Origin of the sequence: Streptomyces sp. G5(2025) (assembly GCF_049542075.1) — a bacterium.
GTDB lineage: Bacteria > Actinomycetota > Actinomycetes > Streptomycetales > Streptomycetaceae > Streptomyces.
The window spans coordinates 3,248,859-3,266,547 of record NZ_JBMUZT010000006.1 but is presented as its reverse complement, the minus strand read 5'-3'; the positions used below and the strand labels follow the sequence as shown (position 1 = coordinate 3,266,547).

Below are 17,689 nucleotides of genomic sequence, written 5' to 3'. Positions count from 1 at the left end.
GCACGCATGGCAACCCGTGCCGTCGCCCGTCGTAAGTCCGCCTCCGGCGAGACCGACGCGGCACGCAGTGTTCGCGCCGTAGGCGGGGAGATCGCCGACCGCGACCTGGTCGGCATGTACCTCGACGAGATCGCGCGTACGCCGCTGCTCGACGCCGCCAAGGAAGTGGAGCTGTCCCAGATCATCGAGGCGGGTGTGTACGCCCGCAAGATCCTGGACGGCGAGGTCGAGGACAGCAAGGTCACCGTGGACCGCGAGGAGCTCGAAGCCCTTGTCGCCGACGGTGAGCGGGCCAAGGACGTCTTCATCCGCTCGAACCTCCGCCTCGTCGTCGCGGTCGCGCGCCGCTATCCGCGCAGCGGTCTGCCCCTCCTCGACCTGATCCAGGAGGGGAACGCGGGCTTGGTGCGCGCCGTCGAGAAGTTCGACTACGCCAAGGGCTTCAAGTTCTCCACGTACGCCACGTGGTGGATCCGCCAGGCCATCACCCGCTCGATAGCCGACCAGTCCCGCACCATCCGCCTCCCCGTCCACCTCGTGGAGGAGCTGGGCCGCATCCGCCGCGTCCAGCGCGAGTTCAACCGCGAGCACGGCCGGGAGCCGGAGCCCGCGGAGATCGCCGCCGAGCTGTCCTCGACGCCCGAGCGCGTCATCGACGTCCTGGACTGGGCCCGTGACCCCGTCTCGCTGAACATGGGCGTGGACGATCAGGGCGACACCCAGTTCGGTGACCTCCTGGAGGACACCTCGGCCGTCTCGCCCGAGCAGTCCGTCCTCTCACTGCTGCGCAGCGAGGAGCTGGACGGCCTGATCGGCCGCCTCGACCAGCGCACGGCCTCCATCATCAAGATGCGGTACGGCATCGACGACGGCCGCGAGCGGACGCTGACCGAGGTCGGCAAGGAGCACGGGCTGACGCGCGAGCGGATCCGGCAGATAGAGAAGCACGCGCTGCTGGAACTGAAGAAGCTGGCGCGGGACACGGGGTTCGACGCGGCGGCCTAGACCACCGCCCTCCCTGTTCCCCGCGGGCCCGCCGTACAGCGGGCCCGCCGTACAGCGGGCCGGGCGGCCGGCCCGACGTCCGCCACTGCCCGCCGCTCGGCGGTTCGGTGGCCGGCCCTACGTTCTCGGCTGCCCGGCGGCTTGGGCGGTTGGCGCCGGGTTCTCTGCTGGTCGGCGGCTTGGGAGGCTGGCTCCGCGTTTACTGCCCGTCCGGCGGCTTGGGCGGCCGGCCTTGCGTTCGCCGCTGCCCGGCGGCTTGGGCGGCCGTCCTCGCGTTTGCCCGCTGCCCGGCGGCCCAGGGCGGCCGGCCCCACCTTCCCCGCTGTCCGCCGCCCGGCGGCCTGAGTGGCCAGGCCTGCGTCCCCCGCCGCCTGCCGCGCAGCGGCTAGGTGGCCGTGTCCCCGCCGCCTGCCGCGCAGCGGCTAGGTGGCCGTGCCCCCGAGTTCCCCGCTGCCCCGCGGCTAGGTGGCCGTGCCTCCGAGTTCCCCGCGGCTAGGTGGCCGTGCCCGCGTCCCCCGTCGCGCGGGTCAGGCGGTTGCCGAGTTCTCTGAGGGAGTCGACCAGTTCCGGTGGCTCGTGGGCCGTGAAGTCGCAGTCCGTCATCGCCAGGCGGACCGTGAGCCACTCCAGGGAGTCCGTCACCGTGCCGCGCAGCCGGCAGTGGTGCGCGTCGGGCTCGGGGAGGGGCTCCACCGTGCCGAGCGCCGAGGGCAGCCGGGCCACGACGAACTCCGCGGGCGCGGCGAAGGTCACGTCGATCTCGTACGACTGCTGCCCGCGCCAGACCGACTGGCGGATGAACTCCGCGGCGTCCCCCTTCGGCAGTTCCCGCGGCACGAACCGCGCCCCCGTGGCGAACGGCTCGGCCACCCGGTCCACGCGGAAGGTCCGCCAGTCCTCGCGGTCGATGTCGTACGCCACGAGATACCAGCGCCGCCCCGTCGAGACCAGGCGGTACGGCTCGGTCAGGCGGCGGGACTCCGTGCCGTCCCCGGCGCGGTAGGAGAACCGCAGGCGTTCGTGGCCCGCCGCGGCCGACGCCATCACCGTCAGCGTCTCCGGCGCGATGCTCGCCCCGTCTCCGCTGGTCAGCGGCATCGTCGCGATCTGAAGCGCGGAGACCCGGTGGCGCAGGCGCGCGGGCAGGACCTGCTCCAGCTTGGCGAGCGCCCGCACAGAAGCCTCCTCCACGCCCTCCACCGCGTGCCCCGCCCCCGCCCGCAGGCCCACCGCGATCGCCACGGCCTCCTCGTCGTCGAGGACCAGCGGCGGCATGGCCTTGCCCGCGACCAGCCGGTAGCCGCCGAGGGCGCCCTGTGTCGCCTGCACCGGATAGCCGAGGTCCCGCAGCCGGTCCACGTCGCGCCGCACCGTGCGCCGGCTCACCCCGAGCCGCTCGGAGAGTTCGCTGCCGGGCCACTCGCGGGGCGTCTGGAGGAGCGAGAGCAGTTGCAGCAGACGGATGGGGGTCTGGGCGCCCGTCGCCCCGGTCACGCGCGCGCCCGAAGAGTCGTCGTCGGGGCCAAGGTGTTCCCGGTCATCTTCATGGGTCCCAGGATGCCCCGTAAATAGGAACTGTTATGACCTATATGACTTCTAGTCTTCCGGCATGAGTTCTTCCACCACCAGCACCGTGCCCGAAGCCCCGCCGCAGGCAGACCGGCGACGTTGGTTCGCCCTGGCCATCGTGATGACCGCCGCCTTCATGGACCTCGTCGACGTCACGATCGTCAACATCGCGATCCCGTCGATCAAGCGGGAGTCCGGCGCCACGTACAGCCAGATCCAGTGGATCACCGCGGGTTACGCGCTCGCCTTCGCCGCCGGGCTCATCACGGGCGGGCGGCTCGGTGACATCCACGGCCGCAAGCGGCTCTTCCTGATAGGGATCACCGGGTTCACCGTCGCCTCCGCGCTCTGCGGCTTCGCCGCCAACCCGGAGATGCTGGTCGCCTCCCGCATCCTCCAGGGCGGCATGGCCGCGCTAATGGTGCCGCAGGTGCTGTCCATCGTGCACGCGACCTTCCCCGCCCACGAGCGCGGCAAGGTCTTCGGGCTCTTCGGCATGGTCGTCGGGCTCGGCGCGGTCTCCGGGCCGCTGCTGGGCGCGCTGCTCACCGAGTGGAACATCTTCGGCCTGGAGTGGCGGCCGATCTTCCTCATCAACCTCCCGGTCGGCATCGCCGGGGTCGTCCTCGGCCGGAAGTTCATCACCGAGTCCAAGGCACCGAAGGCCCTCAAACTCGACCTCGTCGGCGTCGTCCTCGTCACGCTCGGCATGCTGATGCTGGTCTACCCCCTCACCCGCGGCCGTGAGCTGGACTGGCCGGCCTGGGGCTTCGTCATGATGGGCGGCTCCGTTGTCGTCTTCGGCGCCCTCGTCACATACGAGAAGTGGAAGACCGCCAAGGACGGCTCGCCGCTCGTGGAGCTGTCGCTGTTCAAGGTGAAGAGCTTCGCCGCGGGCATAGCCGTGCAGACCGTCTTCGGTGTCGTGATGGGCGTCTTCTTCCTCGTCTGGATGATGTACATGCAGATGGGTCTCGGCTGGAGCGAGCTGCGCGCCGGCCTCACCGCGGTGCCGTTCTCGATCGCCGTCTCGGTCGCCGCGGGCCTGTCCGTGCAGAAGCTGGTGCCCCGCTTCGGTCGCAAGGTCCTCCAGGCCGGGGCCCTGACCATGGCCGCGGGCCTGCTGGTCTACATCTGGGAAGCGGGCCGGTACGGCGCGGACATCGCGCCCTGGCAGATGGCGCTGCCGCTCGTGGTGATGGGCCTGGGCATGGGCCTGATCGTGGCGCCGCTGACGGACGCGGTGCTCTCGGAGGTGCCGCGGGAGCACGCCGGTTCGGCGTCCGGGCTCATCAACACCGTGCAGCAGATGGGTACCGCGCTCGGCCTCGGCCTGGTGTCGGTGGTCTTCTTCGGGGTCATCGACGAGCGGGTGGCGCCGAGCCGCCTGCCGGCGGAGTTCACGGAGGGGTTCCAGAACGCGCTGTGGTGGGTGACGGGCGTGCTCGTGGTCATCTTCCTGCTGATGTTCGCGCTCCCGGCGAAGCCGAAGCAGCATGTCGAGGGCGGGGACGAGACGCTGCCCGCGGACGACCTCCCGCAGAAGGAACCGGCGCTGACTCCCTGACAGAAACCCCCGCGCCCTGTAAGGGGCGCGGGGAAACTGCGCGAGCAATCCCGTGCGGCCCGGCAGCCGGGAGGGAGCCGGCGCTGGGATTCGCGCCCCGTAAGGGGCGCGGGGAACTGCGCGAGCAACCCCCTGCGGCCCGCAGAGAAAAGACCCCGCAGCCGAGAAGACCGCCGCCCAGCCCAGGACCTCCGCGGCTGAACGGACCGCCTAGCCCAGCGGAGCGGCCTGCGCCGCCGTCGCGTCCAGGGACTCCAGGACGGCCTTCGGGCTGCCGCCCTTGGCCACGGCCTCCCCGATGCGCTTGCGCACGGCGGCCCTCACCTCGGGCCACGAGCCGAGGTTCGTCGGCTGGAAGCGGGCCTGCGGCAGCTGGTCGATGAAGTCCCACATGGGCCGCTGCCCGGGGTCCTTGCGCAGCGCGTCGGACGCGGAACCGGTCACCGGCAGCGCGGACTGCCCGCCGCCGTACGCCACCGCGGACTTGCTGCCGTACAGGTAGGTCAGGAACGTGCCGCACTGCTCGCGCCGCCCGTTCCGCTTGAACGCCATCAGCCAGTCGTTGAGCCCCACCGGCGGCGCGGCGCCGCCGAGCTTCTTGGGGAACGGGGCGTGGGCGTAGGGGAACTTGGCCCTGTCGGCGGCGCCCATGAGGACCGGGTGCGCGATCAGCATGCCGATCGTGCCGCGCAGGAACTGGGCGTAGGCGTCCGTCCTGGTGAGCTTCGCCGGGTCGGGGCCCGCGAGGCCCTGGGCGACGAGGTTGTCCCGCAGCCAGGTCAGGGTGTCGATGTTGCCGGGGTTCGCGAAGTCGTAGCCGGTCAGGCCGGAGTAGCCGCCGCCGTCCGCGAGCAGCCAGGCGAGTGCCTCGTCCTCGGCGGCCTCCGGGCCGAGCTGGAGACCGTAGGGGATCGGCACGCCGAGCGCCTTCAACGCCTTGGCCGCGTCGTGCAGTTCGGCCCAGGAGCGGGGCGCCTTGAGGCGGGCCTGCTTGAAGAGGGCCTTGTTGTAGAAGAGCCGCGGGGTACTGGCCAGGAAGGGCAGCCCGTACTGGACGCGGTCGACCATGCCCGCCTCCGCGTAGGAGCGGATGAAGTCGCCTTCCGTACGGACGTCGAAGAGGTCGTCGGCGCCGTAGAGCCGGTCCTCCTCGGCGTAGGGGGCGAAGAAGTTGGACTGCGCGATGTCGGGGGCGTCGCCGTCCTTCACGCGCCGGGCCAGGGTCTGGTCCAGCTCGGCGAACGGGACGCGCTCCAGGGTGACGTGGGTGTCCGGGTGGGCCTTCTCGAAGGCGGCGACGACCTTGTCCCACTGGTCGCCGATCGAGGAGCCGACGCTGTCTTCATAGCTCGCGACGAGGAGCTTGAGGGGCGTGTCGGTCTCCGCCGAACAGGCGGAGAGGCCGGCGGTGCCGAGCGCGGTGGCGCCGGTGAGACCGGCCGTGTGGAGAAGGAACTGCCGACGACGCACCGCTGTTGCCACCTCTTGCCTCTACGGGTCCCGGCAGGGACGTGCTCAGTGGCAGATTCTGCCATAGGGGCAGTGCGTGACTATGGGCGCCCTGGAGAGGGCACTGGCATAACCTGCCTGTCATGCCCGCCCGTTCGCAGCCGCCCCCACAGTCGCCCCCGCAGCCGTCCTCCCGGCCATCCCTCACGGAGCGGCGTAAGACCGAGACCCGCCTCGACATCGCCCGCACGGCGGCCTCGCTCTTCGACACCGACGGACTCCGGGCCACCCGCGCCGAGGACATCGCCCGGGCCGCGGGCGTCGCACCGCGCACCTTCTACCGCTACTTCGCGACCAAGGAAGAAGCGGTCGCCCCGCTCTTCACGACGGGCGCCCAGCAGTGGGCGGAGGCGGTGCGGCAGGCGCCGGACGGTCTCGCCGTGCCGGACGCGCTGCGCCACGCGGTGGCCCTCGCGCTCGCCCCCGGGGACACGGAGGCGGCGGCCTCCCTGGAGTGGGTGCGCTCGCTGCTGCGGATGTCGGCGCAGAGCCCGGCGCTGCGCGCGGTGTGGGCGGACACCTGCCACGCCTCCGAGCAGACGCTGCTCGCGGTCCTCGTGGAGCGTACGGGCGGCGGTGACCCGTCGCTGGAGCTGAGCCTGGCTGCGGCCGTCGCGAGCGCGGCGGTACGGGTCGCCGTCGAGACCTGGGCCGCGGGCGACGCCCCCGCCGACGGTCCCGGAGGCCCGGCGGCACTCGCGGCCCGTGGCCTCGGGGCGCTGGAGACGTTCCCCTGGCCGTAGAGGGCCCGCACCGCTGAGCCGACCCTTGCGGAACCGGAACCGGAAACGGAACCGGAACCGGAACCGGAAACGCACCGGAACCGGAAACGGCACCGGAACCGGCGTCGGCGCCCACGGAAGTCCGTTCATGCCCACTCAATGCCCGGGAGTGTTTACTTCGGCGAAATCCAGCCGTACTCTCCGGGTGAAACCACAAGTTCGGGCATTCGGTGGAGGCGAACGGACATGTACGCACCGGAGCGGCAGCAGGAGATCCTGCGGCTCGCGCGGGACGGCGGGCGGGTCGACGTACTGTCGCTGGCCGAGGAGTTCAAGGTCACCGCGGAGACCATCCGCCGTGACCTGAAGGCACTGGACCGCGCCGGGCTCGTGCGCCGCGTGCACGGCGGGGCCATCCCGGCCGGACGCCTCGACTTCGAGCCGGACCTCGCCGAGCGCGAGGGCACCGCCGCCGACGAGAAGGACCGCATCGCCCGCGCTGCCCTCGCCGAGCTGCCGGCCGAGGGCAGCGTCGTCCTCGACGCCGGGTCGACCGTCGCGCGGCTCGCGGCGGCCCTCCCGCTGGAGTCCACGCTCACCGTCGTCACGCACAGCCTGCCGACCGCCGCCCGCCTCGCCGACCACCCGGGCATCCAGCTCCACCTCATCGGTGGCCGGGTCCGGCGGCGTACACGCGCGGCCGTCGACGCCTGGGCCCTGCGCGCGTACGGGGAGATCCGCGCCGACGTCCTCCTCCTCGCCGCCAACGGCTTCTCCGCCGAGGCCGGGCTCACCACCCCCGACCTCGCCGAGGCCGCCGTCAAGCGCGCCGCCGTCGCCGCCGCCCGCCGGGTCGTCCTGCTCGCGGACTCCGCCAAGCACGGCCAAGAGCACTTCGCCCGCTTCGGCGACCTCACCGACGTGGACCTGCTGATCACGGACACAGGCCTCGCCCCCGACGACGCCGCCGCCATCGAACGCGCCGGCACGGAAGTAGTCCGCGCATGAGTCCGGAAGCAGTCGGTACGCGCATGAGTCCGGAAGCAGTCGGTACGCGCATGAGTCCGGAAGCAGTCGGTACGCGCATGATCCTCACCGTCACCCCGAATCCCTCCCTCGACCGCACCTACGAGGTCCCCTCCCTCGACCGCGGCGAGGTCGTCCGCGCCACCGGCGACCGCATGGACCCGGGCGGCAAGGGCGTCAACGTCTCGCGGGCCGTGGCCGCTGCGGGCGTCCGCACGGTCGCCGTGCTGCCGCTCGGCGGTGCCCCCGGCGCGCTGGTCGCGACGCTCCTCGACGAGCAGGGCATCGAGGCCGCCCCGGTGCCGGTGGCCGGGCAGACCCGTTCCAACATCGCGGTCGCGGAGCCGGACGGCACGCTGACGAAGATCAACGCTCCCGGGCCCGAACTCTCCGAGGCCGAGCGGGAGGCGCTGCTCGCCACCGTCGGCGAGAAGTCCGTCGGCACCGACTGGATCGCCTGCTGCGGCAGCCTCCCGCGCGGTCTCGCGCCCTCCTGGTACGCCGAGCTGGTGGCCCGCGCCCACGCCGCGGGCGCCCGTATCGCCCTGGACACCTCGGGCCCGGCGCTGCTTGCCGCGCTCGCCGAGCGCCCCGACGTCGTCAAGCCCAACGCCGAGGAGCTCGCCGAAGCCGTCGGCCGCCCCCTCACCACCGTCGGCGACGCGGTGAAGGCGGCGGAAGAGCTGCGGTCGGCGGGCGCCCGCGCCGTCCTCGCCAGCCTCGGCGCGGACGGCCAGCTCCTCGTCGACGCCTCGGGCGCGTACTTCGCGAGCGCCCCCGTCGACGTCGTACGCAGCAACGTCGGCGCCGGTGACTCCTCCCTGGCCGGTTTCCTGATCGCCGGCGGCGCGGGTGCGCGGGCCCTCGCCTCGGCCGTGGCGCACGGCGCGGCGGCCGTGCAGCTGCCGGGCAGCGTGATGCCGACGCCCGCGGACCTGCGGCCCGACGCGGTCACCGTGACGGCCGAGGTCCCGCTGGACCGCGTATTGACGGAGCCCGCCTCATGAACCGCCTCCGCCTCCACCCCCGCCTCCACCCTCGCCCCCGGGTCACAGAAGCCAAGCCAAGGAGACCGCGATGACCGACATGATCACCGCGGATCTGGTCGACCTCGAACTCGACCTGTCCGCCGAAACCAAGGAAGCCGCGGCCCGCTCCCTCGCCGAGCGCATGGTGGCCCTCGGGCGCGTGAGCGACCTGGACGGGTTCCTCGCCGATGTCGCGATCCGCGAGGCGCAGATGCCGACCGGCCTGGACGGCGGCATCGGCATCCCGCACTGCCGCAGCGCGCACGTCATCGAGCCGACCCTCGCTTTCGGCCGCTCGGCACGCGGCATCGACTTCGGGGCGCCGGACGGCCCGGCGGACCTGATCTTCCTGATCGCGGCCCCGGCGGGCGCGGACGACGCCCACCTGACGATCCTGTCGTCGCTGGCCCGGCAGCTGATGGACGCGGAGTTCACCGCCGCCTTGCGCGCCGCGTCCGACCCGGCTTCGGCGGCGGCGCTGATCCGTGGGGACGAGGCGGTCACGGCTGTGGACAGCGGTTCCGTTGGGCCGGAAGGGGCGGAAGGGGCGGGCACAGAGACTGCCTTCAGGATCGTCGCCGTCACCTCATGCCCCACCGGCATCGCCCACACCTACATGGCCGCGGAGGCACTGGAAAACGCGGCCCGCGAGGCAGGCGTCGAACTGGTCGTGGAGACGCAGGGATCCGCCGGGTTCACCCGCCTCGACCCGGCGGTCGTCGCCGCCGCGGACGCGGTCGTCTTCGCCCACGACGTCCCCGTACGCGACAAGGAACGCTTCGCCGGGCGGCCCACCGTCGACGTAGGAGTGAAGGCGGGCATCAACCGTCCCGCCGAACTCATCGCCGAGGCCCGCGAGAAGGCCGCCCGCGGCGAGGTCACCGCGGACGCCAGGACCCCGAGCCCGGTCGACGAGGCAGGGGAGGGCGGCGACGGCTACGGCACCAAGCTCCGCACGTGGCTGATGTCCGGCGTCAGTCACATGGTGCCCTTCGTCGCCGCGGGCGGCCTCCTGATCGCCCTCGGCTTCGCCATCGGCGGCTGGAAGATCGACAAGGCGCCGTCCGTCGCCGAGCACTTCGTCTGGACGGACCACACCAGCTGGGCCGCGCTGCTCTTCCAGATCGGCGGGCTCGCCTTCGCCTTCCTGGTCCCGGTCCTCGCCGGCTACATCGCGTACGGCATGGCCGACCGGCCGGGCCTGGTCCCCGGCTTCGTCGGCGGCTCGGTCGCCGTCACCATCAACGCGGGCTTCCTCGGCGGTCTCGCCGCGGGCCTGATCGCCGGTGCCGTCGTCCTCGCCGTCCAGCGGGTCCGCATTCCCGCCGTGCTGCGCGGCATCATGCCGGTGGTGGTGATCCCGCTGATCTCCTCGGCGGTGGTCGGCTTCCTGATGTTCCTCGTGGTCGGCAAGCCCATCGCGTCCCTCCAGAACGCGCTGACCGACTGGCTGGAGGGCCTCTCCGGCGCCAACGCGATCATCCTCGGCGTCATCCTCGGCCTGATGATGTGCTTCGACCTCGGCGGCCCGCTGAACAAGGTCGCGTACGCCTTCGCGGTCGGCGGCCTCGCCCATCCGACCGACGGCAGCCTGAAGGTCATGGCCGCGGCGATGGCGGCCGGCATGGTCCCGCCGCTCGCCATGGCCCTCGCGACCACCGTCCGCGGCCGCCTCTTCACCAAGACCGAGCGGGACAACGGCAAGGCGGCCTGGTTCCTCGGCGCCTCCTTCATCACCGAGGGCGCCATTCCGTTCGCCGCCGCCGACCCGCTGCGCGTCATCCCGGCCTCGATGGCGGGCGGCGCGGTCACCGGCGCCCTGTCGATGGCCTTCGGCTGCACGCTGCGCGCCCCGCACGGCGGTGCCTTCGTGGTCCCGCTGATCGGGCAGCCGCTGCTCTACCTCGTCGCGATCGCCGCCGGGGTCTGCGTCTCCACGGCCGTGGTGATCGTGCTCAAGGGCACCCGGAGGACGGCGCTGACGGCGCTGACGGCGCCTTCGGGCGGCGGCACCGATGCGGGGGCGATGGCCGAGGCGAAGCGCCTGCCGACGACCGCCTGACAACCGCTGCTCGACTGCTGCTTCCCGACCGCTGTTGCCTGGCTGCTGCCGGCTGAGACAGGGGGAGGTGTGCGACTTGCGTCACTTCGGGACCTAAGCCCCATAACCCCCCTGTCGTAAGTCCTGTCCGCTGTTGTCTACTGGGCCGCATGCTCCAGGATGTCTCGATCGTTCAGCAGGCAGGCGTGGCCGTGCTCGCCATGGCGACCGCGGTCTGGGCCGTCGGCCTGGTACGGGTGATGCGCAGGGAGCGCCCCGACGTGGCGGCGCGGCGTCAGGTCCCGGGCCTGCGGGCCCTGCCCGGCCAGCAGGGCCCGCCGCGCGCGGAGACCGTGGAACTCACCGCGGACGAACGCGCCGCCTTCGCCGGTCTCGTCCGGCAGTTCGGGAAACGGCGCTTCTAGTCGGCCCGCGTGTTCCCGACCCCGCCGCGCCGCTGACCCGCCGCCGCGTTCCTGGCCCTGCGCTCCATCGCGGCGCGGGCCGCCTCCTCGGTGGCGTACACCTCGCACATGTGGCGCCTGTCGGGGGTGAGGGTGTGCTCGACTTCCCACAGGCTGATCTCGCCGCCGTCGAAGAGCAGGAACGCGTGCTCGTAGAGCGAGAAGCTCAGCCGCGCCTCGCCGCTCAGGTCGGGGCGGCCGAACGCCTGCGTTATCTGGTGGGCGAACGCCGCGCGCAGCAGTCGGGCGATGTCCTCGCCGGGAACGTCGCCGTCCGGGTTCTCCGCGCGGCGCAGCAGCCGCCGCGCGTGGTCCGCGGAGTCGTCCGGGACGTACAGGTGGCGGGGGCCGGGGTCGGCGGACATGTGGAGCATGACGGGCCGCTCGCAGGCGGGCGGGTCCGGCGGCAGCGGAAGCCGCGACGTGGCGACGCCCGCCTCCTCCTCGTCGGCGTAGACCTCGTACGTCGGGGCGCTGCCCGGCGCGGTGTTGTGGACGAGCTCCCAGAGCGTGAGCACGGACGCGTCGGCCAGCAGCCAGGTGTGTCTGTACGTCTCGCGGTGCAGGCCCGCGCTGTGGTGCGCGGAGTGCAGGGAACTGTCGTGGGCCAAGGCGGAGTCGAGGCGGCGTATCACCTCGTCCGGCAGGTCGAAAGAGTTCAGGGCACGGCCGAGGAGTCGCTCGAGATGCTCCTCCGGAGAGTGTGGCTCGGGCGACTCGGGTGGCTCGTACGCCGTTTCGTACGGAACGCTCAAGGCTTCTCCCGGCGTTGCTGCATGTCACCTGGTGAGTGCATACCGTAGCCCCTGGGTCGGACATCCTGCCCGGGAACGGGAAAACGCGCGAGCCACGCGGGGAAGTTCCCGCGTGGCTCGCTCAGTTGAGGGGCGACAGGGCCGCCCGGAGGCGCGTCAGACCGCGCTGCCGGCCGTCCACTCGCTCCACGGCATGTTCCAGCCGTTGAGGCCGTTGTCCGGGGCGATCGTCTTGTCGGGAGAGCCCTTGACCGTCACGATGTCGCCGATCAGGGAGTTGTTGAAGAACCAGGCGCCCATCGTGTTCGGGTCACCCGCACCGCGCGCGTCCTGGAGGCCGACGCAGCCGTGACTGGTGTTGGCGCTGCCGAAGACGGACGGCGAGCCCCAGTAGTTGCCGTGGATGAAGGTGCCCGACGTGGACAGGCGCATGGCGTGCGGCACGTCCTTGATGTCGTACTCACCGCCGAAGCCGACCGTGTCGCCGTTCATCCGGGTCTGGGTGAACTTCTCGGAGATCACCATCTTGCCGTTGTACGTGGGGTTCGACGGGCTGCCCGCGGAGATCGGGACGGTCTTGATGACCTTGCCGTCCCGCTCGACCGTCATCTTCTTGGTGTTGACGTCGACGGTGGAGACCTGCGCGCGGCCGACGGTGAAGGTGACCGTCTTCTTCTGCACGCCGGTGATGCCGTTCGCGCCCTTCACGCCGTCCAGGTCGATCTTCATGGTGACCTTGGAGCCGGCCTTCCAGTACTCCTCGGGCCGGAAGTCCAGGCGCTGGTTGCCGAACCAGTGGCCGACCACCTCCTGGCCGCTGCTGGACGTCACCGTGATGTGCGACTGGACGTCCTTCTTCTCCGTGATCGGCTTGTCGAAGTTGAAGGAGACCGGCATGCCGACGCCGACCGTGGTGCCGCCGTCGGGGGTGTAGCTGCCGATGAAGCTGTTAGCGGTGGAGACGGTGGTGAACGTCGCGTTCTCCGTCGCGGCGTTCCCCTTCGGGTCCTTGGCGTTGGCGGTGACCTTGTACTTCGTGCCCCGCTCCAGCTGGGCCTTCGGCTTCCAGGAGGTGCCGTCCCCGGAGATGGTGCCCTCGACCGCCGTGCCGGAGGTCACCGACGTCATCTTCACGCTGGTCAGCTTGCCGTTCTTGACCTTGACGCCGGTGTGGTTGATCGAGGCGTCGGTGGCACCGTCCTTGGAGGAGATGGTGATGTCGGCGCCCTTGGCGGCAGAGTTCGCACCCTTCTTGTCGCCCTTGGCGTCCGCGTCGCCCCCGCACGCCGTGAGGGTCAGCGCGCCCGCGGCGGCGAGCGCGGTGGCGGCCAGCAGGGCACGGCGCCGGGGGTTGACTATGACCGACCTTGTCACGGGCTGCTCCAACGTACGTGTTCTGATCCAGTACGAGTAAAGAGCGCCCGGATGCGCGGAGGAGTTCCCTCCAGAGGGTGTGAGCGCGAGCACACTTCGCGCCCAAGATGCCTGCGCGGGCAGCCATTTGCCCCTTTCTCGCGCTCTTTATGGCTATTGCTGCCGGCCCCCGTTCTGATGGAGGCCGAGGCCGAGGCCGTGGCGGTCGAGGTCGTGGCGGTCGAGGCCGTAGAGGTCGCGATACGCGGGGAACGTGCCGCCCGGCGTCCGGACCGACTCCGCCGCCAGCATCGCCCGTACGATCGCCGCGGTCACCATGTCCGCCCCGGCGGCGAGGATCTCGTTGAGGGCGAGCGGGCTGTCCGCGGCCAGGCGGCGCTCCCCCGTGGCGAGGGCGAACACCGTGTCCCCGTCGTTGAGGAGGTGGACGGGCCGCACGGCGCGCGCCATGCCGTCGTGCGAGGTACCGGCGAGCTTCTGCGCTTGCGCCTTGGTCAGTTCGGCGTCGGTGGCGACGACGGCGAGGGTGGTGTTGAGCGGCGGCGGCCCGTTCTCCGCCGCGGCTTCGGCGAGGCGCCGCGTGGCCTCCTCGTGCACCTCGGTCGCCGGGGGGGCGACCCGCCGCCCTGCGAAGTGCTGCCCGTACAGCGCGCCCGTCCCGGGGTCGACCCCCGAGCCCGCGGCGTTCGCCACGACCAGCGCCGCGACCGTGATGCCGGAGTCGAGCCGGATGCTCGCGCTGCCGACGCCGCCCTTGACGGCGCCGACCACCGCGCCGGTCCCCGCCCCGACATTGCCCTCCACGACGGGTGTGAACGGCTCCGTGCGCGCGGCCGCCTCCACCGCCGCCCGCCCGGTCGCCGCGCCGGGACGGGCCGTGAAGTCGCCGCCCCGGCCGAGGTCGAAGACGCAGGCGGCCGGGACGACGGGCACGACATGGGAGGGCTCGGACCCGACCCGCACCCCGCGCCCGCGCTCCTCCAGCCACGCCATCACCCCGGACGCGGCGTCAAGTCCGTACGCGCTGCCTCCAGTGAGGACGACGGCCTCGACGCGCTGCACGAGGTTGCGCGGGTCGAGGGCGTCCGTCTCGCGGGTGCCGGGCCCGCCGCCCCGTACGTCCACGGCGGCGACAGCGCCACCCTCGGGCGCCAACACCACTGTGGTACCGGTCAGTTGCCCGTCGCCGTCCAACGTGGCGTGCCCGACGCGCAGACCCGCGACATCGGTCAGGGAGCCAGTGGTCACGTCAGTAGTCATACGGCGATGCGTATCACGGACGCGTATCACGCGCGGCGGGCCGTGCGGGCCGTGCGCGCCGTGAGCGTGACCCCTGTCGCGACCGTCGCCATCGCCACGAGACCTGCCACCAGCACGGCCCAGCGCCCCGCGAACGTACTCGCCAGCGTCGCCAGCGCACTCGTCGGCAACACCAGCTGCTGGGCCAGGCCCACCTTGTAGTAGCGGGAGTGCAAAGCCCAGATGGTGATCAGATAGAGCGCGGTGGGGACCGTCACCGCGGCGGACGCGGCCAGTGTCGACAGATGCGCCTCGCCCACGGCCTGCTCGACCGCCACCTCGATCCCGGCACCGATCGCCGCCGCCGAACCGAGGATCACGTAGTGGCCATACCCCCAAAGGAACGCCTGCCGGTTGCTGTGCAGCCTTCCGTGGATGGGCACGACGAAGTAGATCCACCATGCGGCGAAGACGATGAGCAGCCCGCCCGCGGCGATGGGCAGGAGCTCGTCGAGCGCGTCGTTCTCCTCGATGCCGGACTTCACCGCGATCGTCGCCGCCGCGATCGTCTCGCCGAGCACGATGATCGTGAACAGGCCGTACCGCTCCGAGATGTGATGCGGATGCCAGGCCGTGGTGTACTCCCGCTCCGCCAGTACCGGCACACACATCTCGGCGACCGCCATCACCAGGAACAGCCAGGGCCGGGCGTCCTCCGGCAGAAACAGCAGCCCCGTCCAGCCGATCTGGCAGATCAGCACGCCGATCGCGTACCGCAGGGCCGTGGCGCGCTCGGCGCCCGTCGCGTTCCTGGCCGCGCGCAGCCACTGCGAGGAGAGCGCGATCCGCATGATGAGGTAGCCGAGCCAGACCAGCAGGAAGTCGTGCTCCTGGAAGGCCTTGGAGACCCCGGCCGCGAAGACGAGGACGCCGGCGATCTGGACCAGCGTCACCACGCGGAACAGCGCGTCGTCGTTGTCGTACGCCGAGGCGAACCAGGAGAAGTTGACCCACGCCCAGAACAGCGCGAAGAAGACCATCGCGTAGTTCAGGACACCCTCGCCCGCGTGCCCCTCGGCGACGGCGTGCACCAGCTCGGCACCCGCCTGCGCCACCGCCACGACGAAGCAGAGGTCGAAGAAGAGCTCCAGCGGTGTCGCCGCGCGGTGTTTCTCGTCCCGCCCGCGCGCGCGGAGGGGCCGCAGCGGCTTGGCGGAGACGGACGACGTGGGACGCGTGTCCGCCGCGGAGGAGTCGGTGGGGCCGGAAGTGTCGGGGGAGCCAGGCGGTGACGTCATGGGGCCACCACAGCAGAAGGCGTACGCCGAACCGGGCTGCGCCGCCCGGCGCCGCGTGAGGGCCACCCGGGCGAAGCAAGGCCGCCGCCCGGCCGCGGCCTCGCCTGCGCGCGGACGGGTCCGAAGTCTTCACGACATCCATGCCTCCGGGCTCGGCAGCCCGTGCCCTACGGCTCTGCCGCCGGCTCCGCACGCAGGCGAGCTCGGAAGGGTCAGGCCCCGTAGCAAGCTCGGGCCCCTGAGCGAACCGGGACCACCATGAGATCGCCTGCCGTCCAAGGGGCCGCCCAAGGGGCCGTCCAAAGGGCCGTCCAAAGGGCCGCCCAAGAGGCCGCCCAAGAGGCCACCCAAGAATCGGCCCCACCAGAAGGTCACGCGCCGACCCGTGCGGCCCACCCTCGACTTCGCCCTGCGCGGCACGCCCTCGCCGAGTCCGGGGCAGAACGCCGCCGCCCAGGAGATCTTCGCGGCCCAGGGGCTGCGGGCCGTCTGACGGCGGCCGTCCGCCCCGGCGGACGTACCCTGGAGACATGAGTACCGCCCCCGCCCCCGAACCGCGCGATCCGGAGAGCCCGAAGAGCCCCAAGAGCCCGGCGAGCCCCGAGAGTCCCCAGCAGGGCAAGAAGCCGCGGAACACTCTGGTCTTCGACGACCCGCTGTCGCAGCAGTCTTCGGACGACACGGACCGAGGGTGGGGCGAGCGGGCCGAGACCGGCGGCGGCAGCCCCGCCGACCTGGGGCGGTTCCTCGACGAGAAGCCGCCCCACCACCTCTGAGCCCGCGCTACCGCTTGTCGGGCCCGGCGCCGTGCTGTGCCACCAGGGCGTCGCGGATCTCCTTGAGGACGTCCAGCTCGGAGACCTCGATGATCTCCTGCGTGCCCTCCTTCTCGGCCCGCCGGGCCGCGACCCGCGCGAGGTACTTCGCCATCGGCAGCACCATCAGGAAGTACACGACGGCCGCGGTGATCAGGAAGCTGAGGACCGAGCTGAGCACGGTGCCCCACATGATGGGGATGCCCCTGACGACCTCGCCCGCGGCGTTCATCTCGCAGGGAGACTTCAGGCACGAGCTGTAGTGGTCGAGGTTCTTCGTGCCGAAGGCGCCGACCAGCGGGTTGATGACACCCTTCACCACGGAGTTCACGATGTTCGTGAACGCGGCGCCGATGACCACCGCGACCGCCAGGTCGACCACGTTGCCACGCGTCAGGAAGGCCTTGAAGCCCTCCCAGACGCCCGGTTCCTTCTTCTCGCTCACCACGAGGCCTTTCGTCGCATGTGCGGGTTGCGGAACGAACGACTTCGCAACCTACGTCAGACCGTGGAGAGCCTGTCCAATCAGCGCTCCCCAATGGGCGACTTGACCGGGTGCCAGTGCGATCGTGAACGGTACGGTTCATCGCAGGGTCACCGCCAGGCGGGCGCTCGCACCGGCCCCGGCCAGCCGCGACGCGGTGTCGCGCGGCACCGACAGCACCACCAGCGCCCCGCTCTCGACGGGCCCGTCCGCCGACTCGGGCACCTCGGGCACCTGGGAGACCCGCGCGCCCGCCGCCACCACACGCGGCTTGCCACCGCTCCCCGGCGGCCCCTCGGTGGCGATCACGTCGACCTGGTCACCGGGGCGCAACAGCGCGGCGGCCGCCGGGTCCGCGATCCGCACCGGCGCGCTCACCGTCGCCGCGGGCGGTCGCTCCCGCGGCTGCTCGGCCGCAGCGGCGGGCCCTGGCGGCCGATCGGCGCCGGGCGGGGCCGTGGTCGCGAGGGCGGCGGCGGTCACCGCGAGCCCCACGGCCAGGGCCCGCCGCCGGTGCCGCAGCAGCCGGCGCAGCCGTGGATGGCCGCCGCGCACCCGCACGGGCGTGAAGGGAGGGACAGGGCAGCCGTCCGACGGCCGGGCCTGGGGAGGAACTTGGGTCACGACAACCACCGCCTGCGGTGCGAGAGCTGGGCTTGCGCTCCCACGATGCAGGCCCGCGCCGATTCCCGCTGAGGCCCGTGGACTACTCGCCGGTTGTGGACAACTCCCTCACCCGAAGGGGAACTTCCACCATGCCCCCACCTTCACGGCCACACGGCAGCGTCACGGC

General features: G+C 72.0%; 16 protein-coding genes. 8 read left to right on the top strand and 8 right to left on the bottom strand.

Features of this window, described 5'->3' with window-relative positions; genetic code table 11:
- Positions 1-6 precede the first annotated feature (6 nt).
- Entirely contained in the window at positions 7-1,005 is a 999-nt protein-coding gene (locus ACOBQB_RS25545; RefSeq protein WP_423594605.1) for a sigma-70 family RNA polymerase sigma factor, read from the top strand.
- Between the two features lie 492 nt (positions 1,006-1,497).
- On the opposite strand, the gene ACOBQB_RS25540 is transcribed toward ACOBQB_RS25545, so the two are convergent.
- A complete protein-coding gene (locus tag ACOBQB_RS25540; protein ID WP_423594603.1) occupies positions 1,498-2,499 on the bottom strand; it encodes a helix-turn-helix transcriptional regulator in 1,002 nt (333 codons plus the stop codon).
- A 115-nt stretch (positions 2,500-2,614) separates the two neighbouring features.
- Between ACOBQB_RS25540 and ACOBQB_RS25535 the strand changes: the two genes are divergently transcribed.
- Positions 2,615-4,141, top strand: coding sequence for an MFS transporter (locus ACOBQB_RS25535; RefSeq protein WP_423594601.1), 1,527 nt, complete (start codon positions 2,615-2,617; stop codon positions 4,139-4,141).
- A 210-nt stretch (positions 4,142-4,351) separates the two neighbouring features.
- Here ACOBQB_RS25535 and ACOBQB_RS25530 read toward each other — a convergent pair whose 3' ends face one another.
- Positions 4,352-5,611: an extracellular solute-binding protein gene (locus ACOBQB_RS25530; RefSeq protein ID WP_423594599.1), complete on the bottom strand. Its 1,260-nt coding sequence runs from the start codon at positions 5,609-5,611 to the stop codon at positions 4,352-4,354.
- Positions 5,612-5,733: 122 nt separating this feature from the next.
- Between ACOBQB_RS25530 and ACOBQB_RS25525 the strand changes: the two genes are divergently transcribed.
- The 5 genes from ACOBQB_RS25525 (at position 5,734) to ACOBQB_RS25505 (ending at position 10,892) form a co-directional block, all read left to right on the top strand.
- On the top strand, positions 5,734-6,393 hold the full coding sequence (locus ACOBQB_RS25525) for a TetR/AcrR family transcriptional regulator (protein ID WP_423594597.1): 660 nt from the start codon (positions 5,734-5,736) through the stop codon (positions 6,391-6,393).
- A gap of 225 nt (positions 6,394-6,618) precedes the next feature.
- Positions 6,619-7,380 (top strand): DeoR/GlpR family DNA-binding transcription regulator, encoded by a 762-nt coding sequence (locus ACOBQB_RS25520; RefSeq protein ID WP_423594595.1) that lies wholly within the window; start codon positions 6,619-6,621, stop codon positions 7,378-7,380.
- 77 nt (positions 7,381-7,457) lie between these two features.
- Positions 7,458-8,405: a 1-phosphofructokinase gene (gene pfkB, locus ACOBQB_RS25515; RefSeq protein ID WP_423598750.1), complete on the top strand. Its 948-nt coding sequence runs from the start codon at positions 7,458-7,460 to the stop codon at positions 8,403-8,405.
- Positions 8,406-8,475: 70 nt separating this feature from the next.
- Positions 8,476-10,488: a PTS fructose transporter subunit IIABC gene (locus ACOBQB_RS25510; protein ID WP_423594593.1), complete on the top strand. Its 2,013-nt coding sequence runs from the start codon at positions 8,476-8,478 to the stop codon at positions 10,486-10,488.
- A gap of 149 nt (positions 10,489-10,637) precedes the next feature.
- Positions 10,638-10,892, top strand: a complete 255-nt coding sequence (locus ACOBQB_RS25505) for a hypothetical protein (RefSeq protein ID WP_423594591.1) — start codon at positions 10,638-10,640, stop codon at positions 10,890-10,892.
- On the opposite strand, the gene ACOBQB_RS25500 is transcribed toward ACOBQB_RS25505, so the two are convergent.
- The 4 genes from ACOBQB_RS25500 to ACOBQB_RS25485 all read right to left on the bottom strand — a co-directional run bounded on the left by ACOBQB_RS25500 (position 10,889) and on the right by ACOBQB_RS25485 (position 15,597).
- Entirely contained in the window at positions 10,889-11,686 is a 798-nt protein-coding gene (locus ACOBQB_RS25500) for a DUF6227 family protein (protein WP_423594589.1), read from the bottom strand. The genes ACOBQB_RS25505 and ACOBQB_RS25500 overlap by 4 nt on opposite strands.
- A gap of 156 nt (positions 11,687-11,842) precedes the next feature.
- Positions 11,843-13,060, bottom strand: coding sequence for a L,D-transpeptidase (locus ACOBQB_RS25495; protein WP_423594587.1), 1,218 nt, complete (start codon positions 13,058-13,060; stop codon positions 11,843-11,845).
- 153 nt (positions 13,061-13,213) lie between these two features.
- Positions 13,214-14,320, bottom strand: a complete 1,107-nt coding sequence (locus ACOBQB_RS25490; protein ID WP_423594585.1) for a P1 family peptidase — start codon at positions 14,318-14,320, stop codon at positions 13,214-13,216.
- Between the two features lie 26 nt (positions 14,321-14,346).
- On the bottom strand, positions 14,347-15,597 hold the full coding sequence (locus tag ACOBQB_RS25485; protein ID WP_423594583.1) for a low temperature requirement protein A: 1,251 nt from the start codon (positions 15,595-15,597) through the stop codon (positions 14,347-14,349).
- Between the two features lie 530 nt (positions 15,598-16,127).
- Here ACOBQB_RS25485 and ACOBQB_RS25480 point away from each other — a divergent pair.
- Positions 16,128-16,373 (top strand): hypothetical protein, encoded by a 246-nt coding sequence (locus ACOBQB_RS25480; RefSeq protein ID WP_423594581.1) that lies wholly within the window; start codon positions 16,128-16,130, stop codon positions 16,371-16,373.
- Between the two features lie 7 nt (positions 16,374-16,380).
- On the opposite strand, the gene mscL is transcribed toward ACOBQB_RS25480, so the two are convergent.
- Together mscL and ACOBQB_RS25470 are read right to left on the bottom strand one after the other, a co-directional pair.
- Complete coding sequence (gene mscL / locus ACOBQB_RS25475) at positions 16,381-16,857, bottom strand: large conductance mechanosensitive channel protein MscL (RefSeq protein WP_423594579.1); 477 nt, start codon at positions 16,855-16,857, stop codon at positions 16,381-16,383.
- A gap of 138 nt (positions 16,858-16,995) precedes the next feature.
- Positions 16,996-17,520, bottom strand: coding sequence for an RcpC/CpaB family pilus assembly protein (locus tag ACOBQB_RS25470; RefSeq protein WP_423594577.1), 525 nt, complete (start codon positions 17,518-17,520; stop codon positions 16,996-16,998).
- Between the last annotated feature and the right edge of the window lie 169 nt (positions 17,521-17,689).

Bases quoted from the DNA above. Each gene is read 5' to 3' on its own strand.
- pfkB (WP_423598750.1), top strand. From the start codon at position 7,458: ATGATCCTCACCGTCACCCCGAATCCCTCCCTCGACCGCACCTACGAG.
- ACOBQB_RS25485 (WP_423594583.1), bottom strand. From the start codon at position 15,597: ATGACGTCACCGCCTGGCTCCCCCGACACTTCCGGCCCCACCGACTCC.
- ACOBQB_RS25505 (WP_423594591.1), top strand. From the start codon at position 10,638: ATGCTCCAGGATGTCTCGATCGTTCAGCAGGCAGGCGTGGCCGTGCTC.
- ACOBQB_RS25525 (WP_423594597.1), top strand. From the start codon at position 5,734: ATGCCCGCCCGTTCGCAGCCGCCCCCACAGTCGCCCCCGCAGCCGTCC.
- ACOBQB_RS25520 (WP_423594595.1), top strand. From the start codon at position 6,619: ATGTACGCACCGGAGCGGCAGCAGGAGATCCTGCGGCTCGCGCGGGAC.
- ACOBQB_RS25490 (WP_423594585.1), bottom strand. From the start codon at position 14,320: ATGACTACTGACGTGACCACTGGCTCCCTGACCGATGTCGCGGGTCTG.
- ACOBQB_RS25480 (WP_423594581.1), top strand. From the start codon at position 16,128: ATGAGTACCGCCCCCGCCCCCGAACCGCGCGATCCGGAGAGCCCGAAG.
- ACOBQB_RS25510 (WP_423594593.1), top strand. From the start codon at position 8,476: ATGACCGACATGATCACCGCGGATCTGGTCGACCTCGAACTCGACCTG.
- ACOBQB_RS25545 (WP_423594605.1), top strand. From the start codon at position 7: ATGGCAACCCGTGCCGTCGCCCGTCGTAAGTCCGCCTCCGGCGAGACC.
- ACOBQB_RS25535 (WP_423594601.1), top strand. From the start codon at position 2,615: ATGAGTTCTTCCACCACCAGCACCGTGCCCGAAGCCCCGCCGCAGGCA.